The 16,109-nt window shown below is 71.5% G+C and carries 19 protein-coding genes; 10 read left to right on the top strand and 9 right to left on the bottom strand.

Annotated features, from left to right (window positions below; translation table 11 throughout):
* Positions 1-220 precede the first annotated feature (220 nt).
* Positions 221-895 (top strand): NAD(P)H-binding protein, encoded by a 675-nt coding sequence (locus tag ACR2FV_RS06830; RefSeq protein WP_434014940.1) that lies wholly within the window; start codon positions 221-223, stop codon positions 893-895.
* Positions 896-911: 16 nt separating this feature from the next.
* Here ACR2FV_RS06830 and ACR2FV_RS06835 read toward each other — a convergent pair whose 3' ends face one another.
* A complete protein-coding gene (locus ACR2FV_RS06835; protein ID WP_434014941.1) occupies positions 912-2,543 on the bottom strand; it encodes a metallophosphoesterase family protein in 1,632 nt (543 codons plus the stop codon).
* Positions 2,544-2,617: 74 nt separating this feature from the next.
* Between ACR2FV_RS06835 and ACR2FV_RS06840 the strand changes: the two genes are divergently transcribed.
* The 3 genes from ACR2FV_RS06840 to ACR2FV_RS06850 are packed head-to-tail and all read left to right on the top strand — an operon-like array spanning position 2,618 to position 5,710.
* Positions 2,618-4,282: an FAD-binding dehydrogenase gene (locus ACR2FV_RS06840; RefSeq protein WP_434014942.1), complete on the top strand. Its 1,665-nt coding sequence runs from the start codon at positions 2,618-2,620 to the stop codon at positions 4,280-4,282.
* The gene (locus ACR2FV_RS06845; RefSeq protein ID WP_434014943.1) at positions 4,279-5,190 is read left to right on the top strand and encodes an alpha/beta fold hydrolase; all 912 of its coding nucleotides are present in this window, start codon (positions 4,279-4,281) and stop codon (positions 5,188-5,190) included. The genes ACR2FV_RS06840 and ACR2FV_RS06845 overlap by 4 nt, the downstream gene beginning before the upstream one ends.
* A complete protein-coding gene (locus ACR2FV_RS06850) occupies positions 5,183-5,710 on the top strand; it encodes an NUDIX hydrolase (protein ID WP_434014944.1) in 528 nt (175 codons plus the stop codon). The genes ACR2FV_RS06845 and ACR2FV_RS06850 overlap by 8 nt, the downstream gene beginning before the upstream one ends.
* Positions 5,711-5,718: 8 nt before the next feature.
* Here ACR2FV_RS06850 and ACR2FV_RS06855 read toward each other — a convergent pair whose 3' ends face one another.
* Together ACR2FV_RS06855 and ACR2FV_RS06860 are read right to left on the bottom strand one after the other, a co-directional pair.
* Positions 5,719-6,696 (bottom strand): NAD(P)H-quinone oxidoreductase, encoded by a 978-nt coding sequence (locus ACR2FV_RS06855; protein ID WP_434014945.1) that lies wholly within the window; start codon positions 6,694-6,696, stop codon positions 5,719-5,721.
* 205 nt (positions 6,697-6,901) lie between these two features.
* Positions 6,902-7,660: an adenosylcobinamide-GDP ribazoletransferase gene (locus tag ACR2FV_RS06860; RefSeq protein WP_434014946.1), complete on the bottom strand. Its 759-nt coding sequence runs from the start codon at positions 7,658-7,660 to the stop codon at positions 6,902-6,904.
* A gap of 103 nt (positions 7,661-7,763) precedes the next feature.
* On the opposite strand from ACR2FV_RS06860, the gene ACR2FV_RS06865 reads away from it, so the two are divergent.
* Complete coding sequence (locus ACR2FV_RS06865) at positions 7,764-8,564, top strand: transglutaminase-like domain-containing protein (RefSeq protein ID WP_434014947.1); 801 nt, start codon at positions 7,764-7,766, stop codon at positions 8,562-8,564.
* A 7-nt stretch (positions 8,565-8,571) separates the two neighbouring features.
* Here the strand turns inward: ACR2FV_RS06865 and ACR2FV_RS06870 are convergent, their stop codons facing one another.
* The 3 genes from ACR2FV_RS06870 to ACR2FV_RS06880 are packed head-to-tail and all read right to left on the bottom strand — an operon-like array spanning position 8,572 to position 11,929.
* Positions 8,572-9,408 carry a transglutaminase family protein gene (locus tag ACR2FV_RS06870; RefSeq protein ID WP_434014948.1) on the bottom strand — a complete coding sequence of 279 codons (837 nt, stop codon included), beginning with the start codon at positions 9,406-9,408 and terminating at the stop codon, positions 8,572-8,574.
* A 5-nt stretch (positions 9,409-9,413) separates the two neighbouring features.
* Positions 9,414-10,340 (bottom strand): alpha-E domain-containing protein, encoded by a 927-nt coding sequence (locus tag ACR2FV_RS06875; RefSeq protein ID WP_434014949.1) that lies wholly within the window; start codon positions 10,338-10,340, stop codon positions 9,414-9,416.
* Positions 10,334-11,929, bottom strand: coding sequence for a circularly permuted type 2 ATP-grasp protein (locus ACR2FV_RS06880; protein ID WP_434014950.1), 1,596 nt, complete (start codon positions 11,927-11,929; stop codon positions 10,334-10,336). The genes ACR2FV_RS06875 and ACR2FV_RS06880 overlap by 7 nt, the downstream gene beginning before the upstream one ends.
* 221 nt (positions 11,930-12,150) lie before the next feature.
* Between ACR2FV_RS06880 and ACR2FV_RS06885 the strand changes: the two genes are divergently transcribed.
* Both ACR2FV_RS06885 and ACR2FV_RS06890 read left to right on the top strand, forming a co-directional pair.
* Positions 12,151-12,396 (top strand): type II toxin-antitoxin system Phd/YefM family antitoxin, encoded by a 246-nt coding sequence (locus ACR2FV_RS06885; RefSeq protein WP_434014951.1) that lies wholly within the window; start codon positions 12,151-12,153, stop codon positions 12,394-12,396.
* Entirely contained in the window at positions 12,393-12,770 is a 378-nt protein-coding gene (locus ACR2FV_RS06890) for a PIN domain-containing protein (protein WP_434014952.1), read from the top strand. The genes ACR2FV_RS06885 and ACR2FV_RS06890 overlap by 4 nt, the downstream gene beginning before the upstream one ends.
* 36 nt (positions 12,771-12,806) lie before the next feature.
* Here ACR2FV_RS06890 and ACR2FV_RS06895 read toward each other — a convergent pair whose 3' ends face one another.
* Together ACR2FV_RS06895 and ACR2FV_RS06900 are read right to left on the bottom strand one after the other, a co-directional pair.
* Positions 12,807-13,235 carry a TA system VapC family ribonuclease toxin gene (locus tag ACR2FV_RS06895; protein ID WP_434014953.1) on the bottom strand — a complete coding sequence of 143 codons (429 nt, stop codon included), beginning with the start codon at positions 13,233-13,235 and terminating at the stop codon, positions 12,807-12,809.
* Positions 13,232-13,474 carry a CopG family transcriptional regulator gene (locus ACR2FV_RS06900; protein WP_434014954.1) on the bottom strand — a complete coding sequence of 81 codons (243 nt, stop codon included), beginning with the start codon at positions 13,472-13,474 and terminating at the stop codon, positions 13,232-13,234. The genes ACR2FV_RS06895 and ACR2FV_RS06900 overlap by 4 nt, the downstream gene beginning before the upstream one ends.
* Positions 13,475-13,563: 89 nt before the next feature.
* Here ACR2FV_RS06900 and ACR2FV_RS06905 point away from each other — a divergent pair, with 89 nt between their 5' ends.
* The 3 genes from ACR2FV_RS06905 to ACR2FV_RS06915 are packed head-to-tail and all read left to right on the top strand — an operon-like array spanning position 13,564 to position 15,599.
* On the top strand, positions 13,564-14,142 hold the full coding sequence (locus tag ACR2FV_RS06905) for a hypothetical protein (protein ID WP_434014955.1): 579 nt from the start codon (positions 13,564-13,566) through the stop codon (positions 14,140-14,142).
* A gap of 56 nt (positions 14,143-14,198) precedes the next feature.
* Entirely contained in the window at positions 14,199-14,759 is a 561-nt protein-coding gene (locus tag ACR2FV_RS06910) for an RES family NAD+ phosphorylase (protein ID WP_434014956.1), read from the top strand.
* 48 nt (positions 14,760-14,807) lie between these two features.
* Positions 14,808-15,599, top strand: coding sequence for an AfsR/SARP family transcriptional regulator (locus ACR2FV_RS06915; protein ID WP_434014957.1), 792 nt, complete (start codon positions 14,808-14,810; stop codon positions 15,597-15,599).
* Here the strand turns inward: ACR2FV_RS06915 and ACR2FV_RS06920 are convergent.
* On the bottom strand, positions 15,596-15,955 hold the full coding sequence (locus ACR2FV_RS06920) for a hypothetical protein (RefSeq protein ID WP_434014958.1): 360 nt from the start codon (positions 15,953-15,955) through the stop codon (positions 15,596-15,598). The two genes, ACR2FV_RS06915 and ACR2FV_RS06920, sit on opposite strands and share 4 nt — an antisense overlap.
* Positions 15,956-16,109 lie beyond the last annotated feature (154 nt).

Below are 16,109 nucleotides of genomic sequence, written 5' to 3' on the forward strand. Positions count from 1 at the left end.
AACCCATCTCGCGCAGGTACCAGTACGGCCGGCCGCTGATCACCTTCTTGTACAGACTCGCCATACTTTAGGTCATATGCGAGATCAGGGCTACTGCCAAGCACCAGATCGGCGTGTCACCAGGGAAGACGCGTCAACTCACTCAGCCGAAGACCATCAGAACCCCACGATCATCGGAAACTCGGGCTAGGCCCCTCGAACCAGGAGATGACGACACCCCATGGCACGCATCGCACTGATCGGCGGACACGGCAAGGTCGCCCGCGCGGCAGCACCCCTGCTGCTGGCGGCCGGTCACCAGGTCGAGTCCATCATCCGCAACCCCGACCACGCCGAGGAGATCCGCACCCTCGGCGCGGCACCGGTGCTGCTTGACGTCGAGCACGCCGACACGGAGGCGATGACCGAGGCCCTGACCGGCTATGACGTGGTCGTCTGGACCGCCGGCGCCGGAGGCGGCGACCCCGAGCGCACGCATGCCGTGGACCGGGACGCCGCGATCCGCAGCATGGATGCCGCCGCGTCCGCCGGTGTGCCGCGCTACGTCATGCTGTCCTACTTCGGCGCCGGCCCCGACCACGGTATCCCGCAGGACAACCCGTTCTTCGTCTATGCCGAGTCCAAGGCCGCCGCCGATGAGCACCTGCGCGCGGCTGAGGCCCTCGAGGGCATCGTCCTCGCGCCCAGCGGGCTGACCGACGACCCGCCCACCGGAGCGATCGAGATCGCCACCGGCGACAACGGCGTGCAGGGCGGCAGCGTGACGCGTGCCGACGTGGCGGCAGTCCTGGCAGCCGTTGTCGACCGCACCGACCTCGGTGGTCGCACACTGGCCTTCAACAACGGCTCCACGCCCGTCGCGCAGGCCCTCGAGCAGGAGGCGGCGCGCGCCTGAGCGACCGCGCGGGCTCTCAGGGGGCCTGGGTCGAGCCCGCGCCGGCGCCGTCTTGGTCCCCGGTCGCCGGCCCGATCGGGGTCAGCACCACCTCCGCTGAGCCTCCGCACGTGCGGCCCTGCGGTGGCTCGGGGTCGATCGTGGCCCCGTTCACCAACGACACGTCGTCGTACTGCGGTCGACCTGAGACCAGGTTGCGGTAAGAGTAGCGGGTGAGTGACAGCACCTGGCAGTCCTGCCCCATGGTCAGGATGTCGAAGGCGTAGGGCTGGCCGGGCAGCTCACCCACGGTGTCCTCGTCCTCCTCCTCGGGGAACAGGAAGTGGTTGAACAACCCGCCACCGGTGAACGACCCGACCCCGATGTGCGGGCCCTTGAGGGTGGGGGTGTGCATGTGCCCGTTGACCGTCACTCCCGCCGGGTCGAAGCGGTATGCCCCGTAGGGCTCGTGGGTGATCATGATGTCGGCGGGCCGGAACCCCTCTGTCGCCGCCTCGTAGTCGTCCAGTGCGGCTTGTTGGTCGGCCGCGAAGTCTGCGCTCTGCTGGGCGAAGAAGCGCACGTCGTTGTAGCCGGAGATGCGCACACCCGCGACCTGCACCTCGACATACTGACCGTCGCCGGGCTCCACCAGTGCGACGTTGTCGAGCTGGTCTAGCCGCCGCACGAGTGACTCATCGGTGGCCGAGCGCGCCCCGTGGTTGCCGCGCACGAAGACGTAGGGCACGTCGAGCGCCTCGATACCGTCGTAGATGTCGGCCACCTCGCCCTCCTCGACCCGGCCGAAGTTGACCAGGTCGCCCATGTCGATGACTGCCGTGATGTCCTCGGACTCCACGATCTGCTCGATCAGCGGGTAGTAGTCCAGGCCGTGAATGTCCGAGATGAGCAGGAACCGGGCCCCCACCTGGTCGCTGATCTCCTCGGGCGTGAACTCCTGCTGCAACGCCTGGGACAGCGCGAGCAGGTTCTGCACGTAGGGCGCGGCCCGCACCGCCTGCCCCCGGATGTCGGTGAACAGGGTCCCCTCCCCGAACTGGCTGAGCAGGCTGGTCGTGCGGTACTCGGCCAGGTTGTCGCTGCGATAGGTCAGGTATGCAGCGCTGCCCGGCAGGGCGAGCGCGAGCACCGTGGCGCCGGCCGAGGCCACCGCAGCCCGGCCCCACGAGCCCCGTCGCCGACCGAGGACCCACAGCGCACTGCATACCGCGGTCGTGGTCAGGGCGCCGCCGGCGAACTTCCAGGCGACTTCGCTCAGCGCGCCGTTGATCGTCGCCCGCAGCTGCTCGGGGTCGGGCCGGAAGGCGGCAGGATCCAGCTGCCCCTGGGTCAGCAGGTCGGTCACCTCCTCGCGCACCTGCACCTGCGCCTCGATCCCCGGCGCCGGGACGGGACCGTCGAACTGCAGGTCGATATCCCCCAGCACCGTCGGGGTGTGCACGGTCGAGCTGGTCGAGGGTGTCAGGGTCAGCGCGATCCGGGCGGAGAGGTAGTCGGTATGCGCGGTCACGGGCCACAACCGGGTCGCGGCGATGCCGCCGACGGCCGCGGCCACCACCAGCACCACCATCAGCAGCACGCGACGGGCACGCCGCAGCCAGAGCCGGCGGCTGCCCTCCTGCGCCGGCGGGCCCTCCCTGCGTTCCATCGCCCCCGAGCCTACGTCGGCTCCGCCGGGTACCTTGGCCCAGTACGTGCCCGACGTGGACCGGAGTCGATTCAGTGGATGCAGATGTCGTGGTCGTGGGGGCCGGCCTGGCCGGGCTGGTGACCGCCGCCGAGCTGGTGCAGGCCGGCCGCTCCGTGGTGTTGGTGGACCAGGAGTCCGGGGAGCACCTGGGCGGTCAGGCCTGGTGGTCCTTCGGTGGTCTGTTCCTGGTCGACTCCCCCGAGCAGCGCCGGATGGGGATCACCGACAGTGTCGAGCTGGCCTGGTCGGACTGGCAGGGCAGCGCCGGCTTCGACCGGGTCGACGGGCCGGAGGGCAGCGACCACTGGGGCCGGCAGTGGGCCCGGGCGTATGTCGAGTGGGCCGCGGGCGACCAGTGGGCGTGGTTGCGCGGGCTGGGTGTCTCGTTCTTCCCCGTCGTCGGCTGGGCGGAGCGCGGCGACGGCACCGCCACCGGGCACGGCAACTCGGTGCCGCGTTTCCACGTCACCTGGGGCACCGGTCCCGGCGTGGTGGCCCCCTTCGAGCGGGTCTGCCGGAAGGCGGTGGCCCAGGGGCGGCTGCGACTGCGCGGCCGGCACCGGGTCACCGAGCTGGTCGACACCGACGGCCGGGTCGGTGGAGTCCGTGGGGAGGTGCTGGCCACCGACGGTGCCGCCCGGGGTATGCGCAGCACCCGCAGCGTCGTGGGGGAGTTCGAGCTCAGCGCCGAGGCGGTCGTGGTCACCAGCGGAGGGATCGGGGCCAACCATGCGCTGATCCGGCAGCACTGGCCGGATCGGCTGGGCACGCCGCCGCAGGAGATGCTCACCGGGGTCCCGGCCCACGTCGACGGGGCGATGCTGGCGGTGGCGCAGGACACCGGGGCACGGCTGGTCAACCGCGACCGGATGTGGCACTACACTGAGGGGTTGCAGAATCACGACCCCGTCTGGCCCGGGCACGGCATCCGGATCCTGCCCGGCCCCTCCAGCCTCTGGTTGGACGCGACCGGTCGGCGCCTGCCGGCCCCGTGTTTCCCCGGCTTCGACACGCTCGGCACCCTGGCTCAGCTGCGCCGGACCGGGCACGACCACTCCTGGTTCGTGCTCACCACCACGATTCTGGGCAAGGAGTGGGCCTTGTCCGGCTCGGAGCAGAACCCGGATCTGACCGGCAGGTCGGTCCGCCAAGTTCTGGGCCGCGCCCGCGCGGACCTGCCCGAGCCGGTGCGGGCCTTCCGCGACGCGGGGCTCGACCTGGTCACCGCCGACACCGTGCCCGAGCTCGTGGCCCGGATGAACGCGCTGACCGGTGACGACCTGCTCGACCCGGCGACCGTCCAGCGGCAGGTGCAGGCCCGGGACGCCCAGCTGGCCAACCCCTACACCAAGGACGCACAGCTCAGTGCGGTGACCAACTCGCGGCGCTACCGCGGTGACCGGCTGACCCGCACCGCCGCGCCGCACCGCTTCGCGGACCCGGCGCACGGTCCGCTGGTGGCGGCTCGGCTGCGGGTGCTGACCCGCAAGAGCCTCGGCGGCATCCAGACCGACCTCGGCTCGCGGGCCCTCGATATGGACGGCCGGCCCGTCCCCGGGCTGTATGCGGCGGGCGAGGTCGCCGGGTTCGGCGGTGGCGGTATGCATGGCTACCGGTCGCTGGAGGGCACCTTCCTGGGCGGCTGCCTGTTCTCGGGGCGCGCGGCCGGACGCACGGTGGCCGGAGACCTGGCGTGAGCGCGGCAGCGGAGGCCCCGACCGGCACCTACGTCGAGCTGCTCGGTGCCCGGGTGCACTGGGTCGAGCTGGGCGGGCCTGCGGCGGCGCCGGAGGCGATCTGTCTCTTCGTGCACGGACTAGGGGGCTCGGGAGTCAACTTCGAGGCGTTGGCCCCACTGCTGACCTCGCGGTTCCGGTGTCTGGCTCCGGACCTGGTCGGCTTCGGTCGCACGCAGGCCGGTACCCGTCGAGCGAGTGTGCGGGACAACACCGAGCTGCTGGCCGCCTTCATCGAGCAGATGGTCCCCGCGGCGATGCCGTTGCTGCTGGTCGGCAACTCCATGGGCGGACTGATCGCCGCCCGGTATGCCGAAGCGCATCCGGACCGGCTGGCAGGACTCGTGCTGCTCGACCCTGCGGTGCCACCGCAGCGTCCGGTCCCCGGTCCGGGCACCCTGGCCGCGGTCGGGCTCTACTCCGTACCGGCCCTGGGGACCATCATCGCTCGCGCCCGCCGCAGATGGCGGGCCCCTGAGGCCTCGGTGTGGGACACCCTGCGCCTGTGCACGACCGCGCCGGAGCAGATCTCCCCCGAGGTCGTCGCGCGGCACGTCGAGCTGGCCCACGACCGGATCGCCCGCCCGGAGCAGGACCCGCTCTACAGCGAGGCGCTGCGCTCGACGTTCGGCGTGCTGGCCCGGCGGCGGGAGGCCGACGCGACCTATGACGACATCACCGCCCCGGTGCTGCTGGTCCACGGGACGCACGACCGGCTGGTCGCCTTCTCCTCCGCGCTGCGGATGGCCCGGCGACACCCTGGGTGGCGGTTCCGCCCGCTGTCGGGGCGTGGCCACCTGGCCATGCTGGAGGCGCCCGGTTGGCTGGCCCAGGAGATCATCGAGTGGTGGCATACCTCCCGTGGCTGACCTCCCCATCCTGCGGCGCAAGGTCGGCACGGCGCTGCTGTCCGTGTTCCGCCGGATCCCCGGCCCGCTCAAACGAGGACTGGTCCGAGCCGGCACGCCCAACTACACGGTCGGGGCGGTGTGCGCAATCGAGCACGAGGGGACTGTGCTGTTGCTGCGCCAGGCACACCGCGAGGGGTGGAGCCTGCCCGGCGGACTGCTCGAGCACGGCGAGCCCCCCGCCGACGCCGTGATCCGCGAGGTGCTGGAGGAGACCGGGTTGCGCATCGACCCCGGCGACCACATCGCGGTGGGGGTGCATCCACATACCCAGAGCATCGACGTGATCTTCCGTGCGACGGCGCTGGACCGACCGGACCTCCGGCTGGCCCACGAGGCCCGGCGCGCCCGGTGGTGGGACATCGAGAAGGTGCGCGACGTCGACCGGGAGACCCGGCAGATCCTGGACCTGTTGGTCCGGACGCGGGACACCCCACGACCGGGCACCGTCCTGATCCCCGCCCCGCCCGACGGTGACTGACCTGCTGGTCAGAGTGTCAACAGGACCTTGCCGATGTGCTGGCTGGCCTCCAGCTCCTCGTGTGCCCGCCGGGCCTGCTCCAGGGGATGAGTGCCGTGCACGATCGGGCGCACCCGGCCCTGCTCGATGAGGGGCCACAGCTGAGTGCGGACGGCGCGCACGATGTCGGCCTTGCCATCGGCGGGTCGGGAGCGCAGCGAGGTGGCGATCACCCGCAGCCGGTTGCTCAGCATCCGGCCCAGGTCGAGCTCGGCCCGGGCGCCGCCCATCAGTCCGATGACCACGAGCCGGCCGTCCCGGGTCAGGGCCCGTAGGTTGCGGTCCAGGTACTTCGCGCCCATCAGATCCAGGATCACATCGGCTCCGGCGCCCTCGGTCGCGGCGCGGATCTCCTCCACGAAGTCCTGCTCCCGATAGTCGATCAGGATCTGCGCGCCGAGGTCGCGGCAGGCCTCGAGCTTGGCCTGGCTGCCGGCGGTGACGGCCACCCGCGCCCCGAGAGCCCGGGCTACCTGGATCGCCATCGTGCCGATGCCGCTGGAGCCGCCGTGCAGCAGCACGGTCTCGCCGTCGCTCAGACCGGCCTCCAGGACCAGGTTGCTCCAGACGGTGCAGGCCACCTCGGGCAGCGCGGCCGCCTCGACGAGGTCGACCCCGTCGGGCACGGGGAGCAGCTGGCCCGCCGGGACGGCCACCTGCTCGGCATACCCGCCTCCCGCGAGCAGCGCGCACACCCGGTCACCGACCGCCCAGTCGTGGACCTGCGCGCCGACGTCGCGCAGGACACCGCTGACCTCCAGCCCGGGCAGCTCGCTGGCACCGGGCGGCGGGGGGTAGTTGCCCTGGCGCTGGACCACGTCGGCCCGGTTGACGCCGGCCGCGGCGACGTCGACGAGCACCTCGCCCGGGCCGATCTCGGGGGCGGGCACGTCGGCGGAGACCAAGGCGGCGGGGCCGCCGGGGGAGGGAATCGTGATCGCGCGCATGGGGGCGAGCCTACGAGGCTCGGCAACCGTCGGCACGGTGGTGTCTCCGCCTACCCGGAGCCCATGCCCACTGGTGCACGATGTCGCACACTGGTGCACTGCGCGCGCAGGGCATGAGTGTGCGAGATCGTGCACCAGTGAGGCCAGGAGTGGTCGGGCCTTGGCGCAGGTCTCCAGAAGGGTGCCGCTGCACCACCTCAGTAGCTCAGCCGGCGAGGGCCACGAGCGCACCGAGCTCGCCGAGCACGATCAGCAGACCGTAGGTGTCGCCGGTGAGCCCTCCCCCGAGACGTCGCGCGGCCCAGGGTGCGACCAAGGCCATCGCAACCGGCGCACCGACCCACGCCGGCCAGGCACCGGGCAACAGCAGGGTCGGCGCCGCCAGAGCCAGGGCGGCCGCCCAACGCCACGAGTGGGCGGTGGACTGGGCGTCCACGCCGAACCCGTCCGGGCGGGCCGCGGGCCAGAGCTGCATCGGGATCAGCACGAGCGAACGCGCCAGCACGGCCGCGACCAGCGGGGCCAGGACGGACTCGGTGGCCGATAAGGCGGTCCAGGCCACGAGCGTCACCAGCACGGCGCTGGCCAGGCCGAATGCGCCGACGTGGACGTCGCGCAGGATCTGCAGGCGCCGGGCGACCGGCACCGGAGCCAGCAGCGCGTCGGCGCTGTCGATCAGCCCGTCCAGGTGCAACAACCCGGTCAGCCCCCACCACACCGCCAGGGCCAGGGCAGCCCGAAGACCGGGGTCGAGCGGCAGCAGCAGCACGAGGGTGGCCAGTCCGCCCACGGCATACCCTGCGAGGGGGTAGTAGGCGGTCGCCCGCGCCGGACGGTCCCCGGGGACGTGACCGACGTCGGGCAGCGGCAGCACGGTCAGGAAGCTGAGCGCCCAGTGCGCGGCGCGCACCTCCTCGCGCGCGGCGCCGGACTTTTGGCGTCGGCCATCCGCCTGCTCGTCCACCCGGGGAGCCTATGCCGTCACGCGCCGGCGCGGGTCGGCTGGATCGGTCAGGTGCGTGATCTGGCCGGTCATCGCTGACCTGGGGAGGTGGAACGATGGGGGCATGCAGCGCACCGTCACCTCCCACGTCACTGCCACAGTCCGCAGCCCGTGCGAGATCGCCCTGAGTGTGGTGGTGGCCCGCGGGGCGGACCCCGTGCAGGAGGAGCTGAGCATCACCGTCGACGGCCGCTCCGTCTCGGCCCAGGAGGTGCCGGCTCCGCACGGCGCCGTGCTGCACTTCCTGCCGGACGTGCCGGCCGGGGACTTCGTGGTCGACTATCGTGCCGTGGTCACCTCCGGCTCCCCGGCCGAGGAGCTCACGGCATACGACCGCATCCAGTATCTGCGCCCGAGCCGGTATGCCGACGTCGACCGGCTGGAGAGCACGGCCCGGGCGTTGTTCGGCGACCTGGAGGGGGTGGAGGTCCTGACCGGCGTCACCGACTACGTGGCCGGGCAGACCGCATACGTCATCGGCTCCTCGCGCGTCACCGACGGCGCCTCGGACACCTATCTTGCGCGCGCCGGCGTGTGCCGCGACTTCGGCCACCTCACCATCGCCCTGCTGCGCGCGCTCGGGGTGCCGGCCCGGATGGTGAGTGCCTACGCCCCGGGTCTTGACCCGATGGACTTCCACGCCGTGGTCGAGGCCTACGTCGAGGGAGCCTGGCGCGTCGTCGACCCGACCCGGCTGGCGCCGCGCCACTCGCTGGTGCGCATCGGCACGGGTGCGGACGCTGCGGACACGGCCTTCCTGACCACGCATCACGGCCGGATGGACTTCGGCGAGCTCGTCGTCACCGCGACCACCGAGGGCGACCTGCCGCTCGATGACCACACCGGCCTGGTCTCGATCGGCTGAGCTGCCCTCAGTTGAGCCGGGTCAGCTCGACCTCGACGAACATGGTCGAGATGCCCATGCCGGTGAAGATGCCGCGCAGCGGGGGCACGTCGCCGTACTGCCGCCCCTGGGCTACCTCGACGTGCCGGTCGCGGGGTTGGATGGCGTTGGTCGGGTCGGCGCCCACCCACACCCCGTCCCAGTAGCGCACCCAGGCGTGCGACTCGCCGGTGTGCACCACCCCGACCTCCGGTTCCCGGGGCGGCATCAGGTAGCCGGAGACGTAGCAGGTGGGGATCCCCACCGAGCGCAGGCACCCGATGGTCAGGTTGGCCATGTCCTGGCACACGCCCTGCCGGTTCTCCCAGGCATCCGAGGCGTGCGTGTGCACGCCGGTCGACCCGGTGACGTAGCTCATCTCGTCGTGGATGGTCTGCACGACGGTCCGTGCGCAGTCGCCCGGCGTCGTGGCCTGCCGGGCCATCTCCTGCACCCGGTGCAGCAGGTCATCCGGTGGCCGGACCTGGTCGCTCATCTGCAGGTACTCGCTGTGCTCGGTCTGCGTGGCGGGGTCGCGCACCTGCTCCCAGCTCAGTGCCTCGCCGGGGACCTCGGGACGGCGCACGTCCACCGTGGCCGAGGAGGTCACGGTCAACGTGTCGTGCCGCTCGTGCACCTCGAAGGCGGTGACCGTGGTGCCCCAGTAGTCGGTGTAGGTGTGGGTCCACGCCGGGGGGCTGATCTCCACGCGGGTATGCAGCACCTGCTGGTGCAGGGTAGAGCGCGGCGTCATCCGGGCCTGGTTGTAGGAGGCGACGGCGCCCCCGGCGTACTCGTATCCGGTCTTGTGGACGATGCGCAGCATCATGCTCACCTCACCCCCGCGTGCCAGGTGACCGGGTTGGCGCCCTCGAAGTAGCGCTGGGCCACGGCGTCGTTGGCCTCGCTGCAGGTGCGTTGCAATGCGGTCATCCGTCCCGGTAGGTCGCTGAGGATGTCGGACAGCGGCCGGAACTCCAGCTCCGCCCGGGCCCGACCGATCAGACGCACGGCGTCACCGGTGAAGCCGGCCCGGCGCTCGCCGACGTCGAGGTTGGCCAACGCCGTCTCGGCGCGGTTGAGGGAAAACACCAGGGACCGGGGGAAGAGCCGGTCCAGCAGCAGGAACTCAGCGGCCTCGCGGTCGGAGTCGGCCCCGCGGTAGGTGCCGATGAAGGCGTGGTGCGCCCCGCAGGCGCGCAGGGTGGTCACCCAGGCGTGGGGGGAGTCGGCGGTGTAGGCCGCGGCCTCGATCATCCGCGCGGTCATGTCGATCCGCTCCAGGCTCCGACCGAGCACCAGGAACTGCCAGCCCTGGTCGTGGCTCATCGTGGAGTCGGCAATGCCGGAGATGACTGCGCACCGCTCCCGGATGGTCTGGCAGGCCTGGGAGGGCCGGGCCCGACGGATGTGGCCGCGGTCGATGATGTTCCAGGTGGTGTTGATCGCCTCCCACATCTCGGTGGAGACGATCTCGCGGGATCGGCGGGCGCTCTCCCGGGCACCCCAGAAAGCGGCGACCATGGAGGCAGGGGAGTCGGGGTCCCACCCGAGCAGCCGCATCACGCTGGCCTGGTCGGTCTCGCCGTCGGCGCCGACGCCCATGACGGTGATCAGCGCCTGGGAAGCCGACTCCTCGTCGATGACCGGGTCCTCAAGCAGCAGCTGGACGTGCACGTCGAGCAGCCGGGAGGTGTCCTCGGCGCGCTCCAGGTAGCGCCCGATCCAGAACAGCGACTCGGCGATGCGGCTCAGCACGAGCCCACCCCCGACATACCGGCCGCTTGTTGCTGTTGCTGTTCGGACTGGCTGGCCGTGACCTGCGACTCCTGCAGCCGCACCTGCGGCATGGCGGGCTGCTCGACCGGCCGGGCCCGGGGCGCGATCCGTCGGCGCCGGCCGTCGCCGGCCAGCACCCAGGTGTCCTTGGAGCCGCCGCCGCGGCTGGAGTTGACGATCAGCTCGCCCTCGCCCAGGGCCACCCGGGTCAGCCCGCCGGGCAGCACCCACACCTTGTTGCCGTCGTTGATCGCGAACGGGCGCAGGTCGACGTGCCGCGGCTGCATGGTCTCCCCGATCATGGTCGGGACCGTTGACAGCTGCACCACCGGCTGGGCGATCCAGCCCCGCGGCGACCGGGTCACCGTGCGCCGCAACGTCTCCAGCTCCTCGCGGCTGGCCTGCGGTCCGATCACGATGCCCTTGCCCCCGGCGCCGTCGACCGGCTTGACGACGAGCTCGTGCAGCCGGTCCATGACCTCCTCGCGGTGCGCCGGCTCCTCCAGCCGCCAGGTGTCGACGTTGGGCAGGATGGGCTCCTCGCCGAGGTAGTAACGCACGATGTCGGGCAGGTAGGTGTACATCAGCTTGTCGTCGACCACGCCGTTGCCGACGGCGTTGGCGATGGTGACGTTGCCGGCGCGGGCGGCGTTGAGCAGCCCGGGACAGCCGAGCACGGACGTGGGGTTGAAGTGCACCGGGTCGAGGAACTCGTCGTCGACCCGGCGGTAGATCACGTGCACCGGGGCCAGGCCGTGCGTGGTGCGGATCATCACGCGCCCGGCCTGGGCGACAAGGTCGCGGCCCTCCACGAGCATGCAGCCCATCAGCCGGGCCAGCAGCGAGTGCTCGAAGTAGGCCGAGTTGTAGGGCCCGGGTGTCAGCACCACCACGGTGGGGTCGGCCACGCCGCTGGGGGCGGCGGCGCGCAGGGCAGCGAGGAGCTTTTGTGGGTATGCCGCGACCGGGCGGATGCGGTGGGTGGAGACGGCCTCGGGCAGGGTCTGGCTGATGGCCCGGCGGTTGGTCAGCACGTAGGACACCCCGGACGGGATGCGCACGTTGTCCTCGAGCACCCGGAAGTCGCCGTTGCCGTCGCGGATCAGGTCGATGCCCGAGACGTGGACGCGCACCCCGTTGAGCGGCTCGATGCCGGACGCGGCACGATGGAAGTGGCTGGAGGAGGTCACCACGTGCTTGGGCAGGATGCCGTCGGCGAAGATCTGGCCGGGACCGTAGACGTCGGACAGCAGCCGCTCCAGCGCGCCGACGCGCTGGGCGACGCCGGCCTCGACGTGTGCCCAGGCGTCGGCGTCGATGACTCGCGGCATGATGTCGAGGGGGAAGGGCCGCTCCTCGCCGCCGATGTCGAAGGTGATGCCCTGGTCGCGGTAGGTGGAGGACAGGTACTCCGAGCGCGACTGCAGGTCGTCTGAGCCGACCTCCTCAACGGTGCCGGAGAGCTGCTGGTATGCCGTACGCACGGACTCCTCGGCCGACTCCCCGTAGGCGAACATCTCGTCGTGTTTGTCGGCTGCCAGCGGGTAGTCCTGGAAGAGTCCGGCCATGCCCCGGAGCCTACCGACGTTTGGCGCGCCCGAAGCCCACCGGCGCCGAGCCCCCGTGAAGGATGCGGCCCGCTGGCCGGTCAAGCCCGCTGCTGACTGATGGCGTCCTCGGTGCACTCGTGCCGGCCTCGGGCCACTCGTGCAGTTCTCGGTGGACTTGTGCACTCCGCGCGCCGTGCATGAGTCCACCGAGACCTGCACGAGTCGACGCCAGGGGAGCCGTGGATTCCATTCCCCAGAAGGAGCTGCGCAACCAGGTCGGCGCGGTGCTGCGGCGGGTGGAGGCGGGTGAGTCGCTGACCGTCACGGTCGCCGGTCGACCCGTGGCCGAGCTCTCTCCGGCAGCGCCGCGACGCTGGGTGTCCGGACCCCGGCTCGCGGCCCTCTGGCGAGGACCAGCACCACGTGGCCTCGACACCGACCTGGAGATGCTGGACGCCGGTGTCGTTGACCCGTTCCCACGGTGAGGGCGCTGCTGGACACCTCGGTCCTGATCGGTGAACGGCCCCCCGCCGGTGTCGAGGCCTCGATCAGTGTCGTGACGATCACCGAGCTGCACTTCGGCGCGCTCCTGGTGACGGACGAGCAGGAGCGGGCGCGGCGGCTGGGTCGGCTGGCAGCCGCGGAGGCCACCTTCGACCCGCTGCCGGTCACGACCGAGGTCGCGCGGGAATGGGGCAGACTCGCCGCGGCTTTCGCTCGGCGGGGCGGCATGCCCCGCCGACGACAGATCGACCTCGCCATCGCGGCGACGGCCGTCGTCGAGAAGGTCCCACTGCTGACCTACGACGTCGCCGACCTGCGCATCATCGAGGACCTGGTCGACGCTCGACGTCCCTGACTGCCTGCGCACAAGCACGGCAGGGCCGGCGCGACGTCAGTCGCGCAGCGGGTTGACCCAGCGCACCTCGGCGAACCGCGCGAAGTCGGTGTCGGCGGAGCAGACCGCGACGCCGTGCTCGATCGCCAGTGCGGCGAGGTGGGCATCCGGAAGGGCGTTCCCCGAGAGGTGGTAGTGCTCGATGAGCTCTCCGAGGATCTCGGCATGGCGGGCGCCCGGGTGGGGGACCCAGGCGGCAGGCGCCGCGAGCCAGTCGTGGACCCGGCTCCACGCCTCGGCTCCGGTCAGGGGTGCGCGGTAGATGCCGGGGTGGGTGCGGATGCGGGCGAAAGCGAGCAGAGACGGCCAGGGCAGAGCGACCCGGGTGGCGCCGTTGAGCACCGCTTCGAGCCAGGACCGTGCGCGGGGATGGAACGGGCTGGACTCGTCCTCGGCGTAGAGCAGCAGGTTGGCATCGACGATCATCGCAGACCGGTCGCGCCGTGCGCCTGGTCGAGGTCGTCGAGCACCGCGGCGATGTCGCTGACGTCTCGCGTCGCGTGCCCTGCCGACGTGCGCTGCACGAACGTGGCAGACGGTGGGCGGACGGCCGCACCCCGCCGGACCAGCTCGTTGACCGCGGCGCTGACGCCGCTGCCACGTTGGCGGCGCAGCTGCTCCACCACAGCAGCCGTGTCGGCATCGAAGGTGATCGTCGTGCGCATGCGGTCAGCCTAGCATCATGATGCGACGAGATCCGCGTCTGCCAGTGGTGCTTCGTGGGTATGGGCAGATGCAGTGTATCATGGTGTGCATGGATGAGGGGCAGCAGCGGGTGCTCGGCCAGACGCTGGCCGAGCGCGGTGTGGACCTGGCGCCGGAGGAGTTCTTGTCGATCCTGGCGGATGTCGTCGACTCCACGGACGCGCTCACCGAGTCCGAGCGGAGCTTCCTGGTCGAGCGAGGTGGGGTGTCGCCTGACTCCGTTGGCCAGGCATCCCAAGCGGAGGCTCGGCAGCGGATCGCATGGTCGACGGTGCGGGCGGATGCGCAGGCGGCGCGCGGTCTGACGACGGGTGAGGTGGCGCACAAGCTCGGGCGGGCACCGGCCAATGTCCGCCGCTCCGCGGCCCGCGGAGAGCTGTTCGCGGCGGGGCGCACCCGCGCACACGAGCATGTCTTCCCGGCTTGGCAGTTCCCCGACGACAGGCCCCTGCCCGGCCTGCGCAGCGTGACCGCTGCGCTGCCACCTGACCTGCATCCGCTGGATGTCGAGACGTTCATGACGACTCGACGTGAGCCGTTGGGCGATCGCAGCCCGGTCGAGTGGTTGGGTCACGACGGCGACGCTGCACCGGTGGTTCGACTGGCGGAGGACCTCGGACGATCGTGACACCGAAGAATTCCCGCCGCCCGCCGGGACCCTTGTCCGCAAACCAGGGTGATGTGGTGGTGCACACCGAGGCGCTGTGGCGAGTTCACCGGACGGTCGGGCCCTACCGGCAACGGTGGGATCAGATGCGCACCTGGGGACCCGTGGACTCTCGGTGGGACCCGCACCCCGAGCCGCCCGGGGACGACCCGGATTCGGCGGTCATGTATGCAGCACCGGAGGTCACCCCCACTCTCGGTGAGGTATTTGTGCACCGTCGCGCGATCACGCTGTCCGCTGCGCATGCCCTCGTCGGCTGGACACCCACCAGGGCGTTGGAGCTGTTGGACCTCACCGGCACCTGGGCGGTCCGCAACGGCGCTTCGGCGTCGTTGCATGCGGCGCCCCGAAGCACCTGCCGCAGGTGGGCGCAGGCGATCCGGGAGACGTGGCCCGAACTGGATGGGTTGCGTGCCCCGTCGACGATCACACTACGACCGATGGTGGTGCTCTTCGCCCCGGCCCTCGACTCCTTCCCGGACGGTCCTGCGCTCGCCAGGGCCTTGGACCATCCGGACCTGTCCGGGGTCTTCGTCGATGCTGCAGACAGCCTGGGCTGGGCGATCCGGAGGGTGTGACGCGCGGGAGCGAGGTATCTCAGGGTCGTCTCGGCGCTCTGGACTGACATGGGCCGAAGCGAGGTGGCGATGCTCGCTGGAGAGACGCCATACCGGATCGAGGTGCTGGGGCACTTCGATCTGCGCGTCCCCGGTCACCAGCAGATCCGGCTCAGCGCACAGGCACAGCGGCTGGTCGCCGCCGTGGCAGTTCGTGACCGGGTCAGCCGCGAGCAGATCGCGGCCATCCTCTGGCCCGACTACGACGACGCGGCCGCGCTGGGGCGCGTCAGGGACGTGCTCTACCGGATCCGGGGCGCAGCCCCCGGTCTGCTGGTCGGCCACGGGCACCAGGTCTGTCTCGGGCACGGGGTCGACGTCGATCTGCACCGTGCCCGCTGCCACGCGGTGGAGCTGACCGCGGCGTCCGGAGCCGGGCTGTGCGACACAGCGCTCGGAGCCGGCGGCACCGCGGCCGCGGCACTGCTCACCTCACGCCTGCTCCCGGGATGGCCCGACGAGTGGCTGGCCGCCGACAAGCGCAGCTTTGCGATGCTGCGGCTGCGAGCGCTGGAGGACGCTGCTCGGCACTGGCTGGCCCGCGGGCACTACGGCCCGGCCGAGCAAGCCGCCCTGGCTGCGATCCAGGTCGAGCCCTACCGGGAGACCACGCGGCTCCTGCTGGCCCAGATCTATGCCGCCGAGGGCAACAGCGCTCAGGCGCTGCGCTCGCTGACGCGGTTCGGCCGGCAGCTGCGCCGCGAGCTGGGCGTGCCGCCCAGCGGCGAGATCCAGCAGTTCGCCTGCTCACTGCAGCAGAGCGACCCAGGACAGCCGGTCTTCAGTCTCAGCCGGGGTTAGGTCACCCGGCGCAGCGGCACCGGCACCGGTGCATCCGGCCGGGTGCGACCCGTCGGCACAGCGATGTGCTCCACCGTGCGGTAGTCGCCCACGCTGGTCTCCCCGCTGCCGTCGACATCGAGCAGCGCCTCGACGCTGAGCGTCTGCAGCGTGCTGACGTCGGCAGTCCAGAGGTCGAGATCCACGGCGACGTCCAGGGGCTCGTCCGCGGACAACGTCACAGGGCTGGTCTCGGTGCCGGCGAGCACGGTCGCGGCAGCATCTTGTCGCGCCGCGTCAAGGATGTGCAGGCGCAGCGTGCCGGTGACCGGCTCGCTGCGTGGCGGCAGCTGGACCCGGCAGTGGCTGGTCGTCATGGTGGTCCTGCTTCCTGGGCAATGGTGAGCGATCACGACACCGCCCAGGTCATCGTCGCACCCCGGGGGTGCGGCGATGACCTGGGCGGCCGCGGGCTGGACGGTGGCGGACCTCAGTCCAAATCCTCGAGGGCGACCGGCTCCGGGGCCGACG

Origin of the sequence: Ornithinimicrobium sp. (genome assembly GCF_051004135.1) — a bacterium.
Taxonomy (GTDB): Bacteria; Actinomycetota; Actinomycetes; order Actinomycetales; family Dermatophilaceae; genus Ornithinicoccus.

Coding starts and splice junctions, on each gene's coding strand:
- ACR2FV_RS06830 (WP_434014940.1), top strand. CDS start 221: ATGGCACGCATCGCACTGATCGGCGGACACGGCAAGGTCGCCCGCGCG.
- ACR2FV_RS06835 (WP_434014941.1), bottom strand. CDS start 2,543: ATGGAACGCAGGGAGGGCCCGCCGGCGCAGGAGGGCAGCCGCCGGCTC.
- ACR2FV_RS06855 (WP_434014945.1), bottom strand. CDS start 6,696: ATGCGCGCGATCACGATTCCCTCCCCCGGCGGCCCCGCCGCCTTGGTC.
- ACR2FV_RS06865 (WP_434014947.1), top strand. CDS start 7,764: ATGCAGCGCACCGTCACCTCCCACGTCACTGCCACAGTCCGCAGCCCG.
- ACR2FV_RS06870 (WP_434014948.1), bottom strand. CDS start 9,408: ATGCTGCGCATCGTCCACAAGACCGGATACGAGTACGCCGGGGGCGCC.
- ACR2FV_RS06880 (WP_434014950.1), bottom strand. CDS start 11,929: ATGGCCGGACTCTTCCAGGACTACCCGCTGGCAGCCGACAAACACGAC.
- ACR2FV_RS06895 (WP_434014953.1), bottom strand. CDS start 13,235: ATGATCGTCGATGCCAACCTGCTGCTCTACGCCGAGGACGAGTCCAGC.
- ACR2FV_RS06900 (WP_434014954.1), bottom strand. CDS start 13,474: ATGCGCACGACGATCACCTTCGATGCCGACACGGCTGCTGTGGTGGAG.
- ACR2FV_RS06905 (WP_434014955.1), top strand. CDS start 13,564: ATGGATGAGGGGCAGCAGCGGGTGCTCGGCCAGACGCTGGCCGAGCGC.
- ACR2FV_RS06915 (WP_434014957.1), top strand. CDS start 14,808: ATGGGCCGAAGCGAGGTGGCGATGCTCGCTGGAGAGACGCCATACCGG.
- ACR2FV_RS06920 (WP_434014958.1), bottom strand. CDS start 15,955: ATGACGACCAGCCACTGCCGGGTCCAGCTGCCGCCACGCAGCGAGCCG.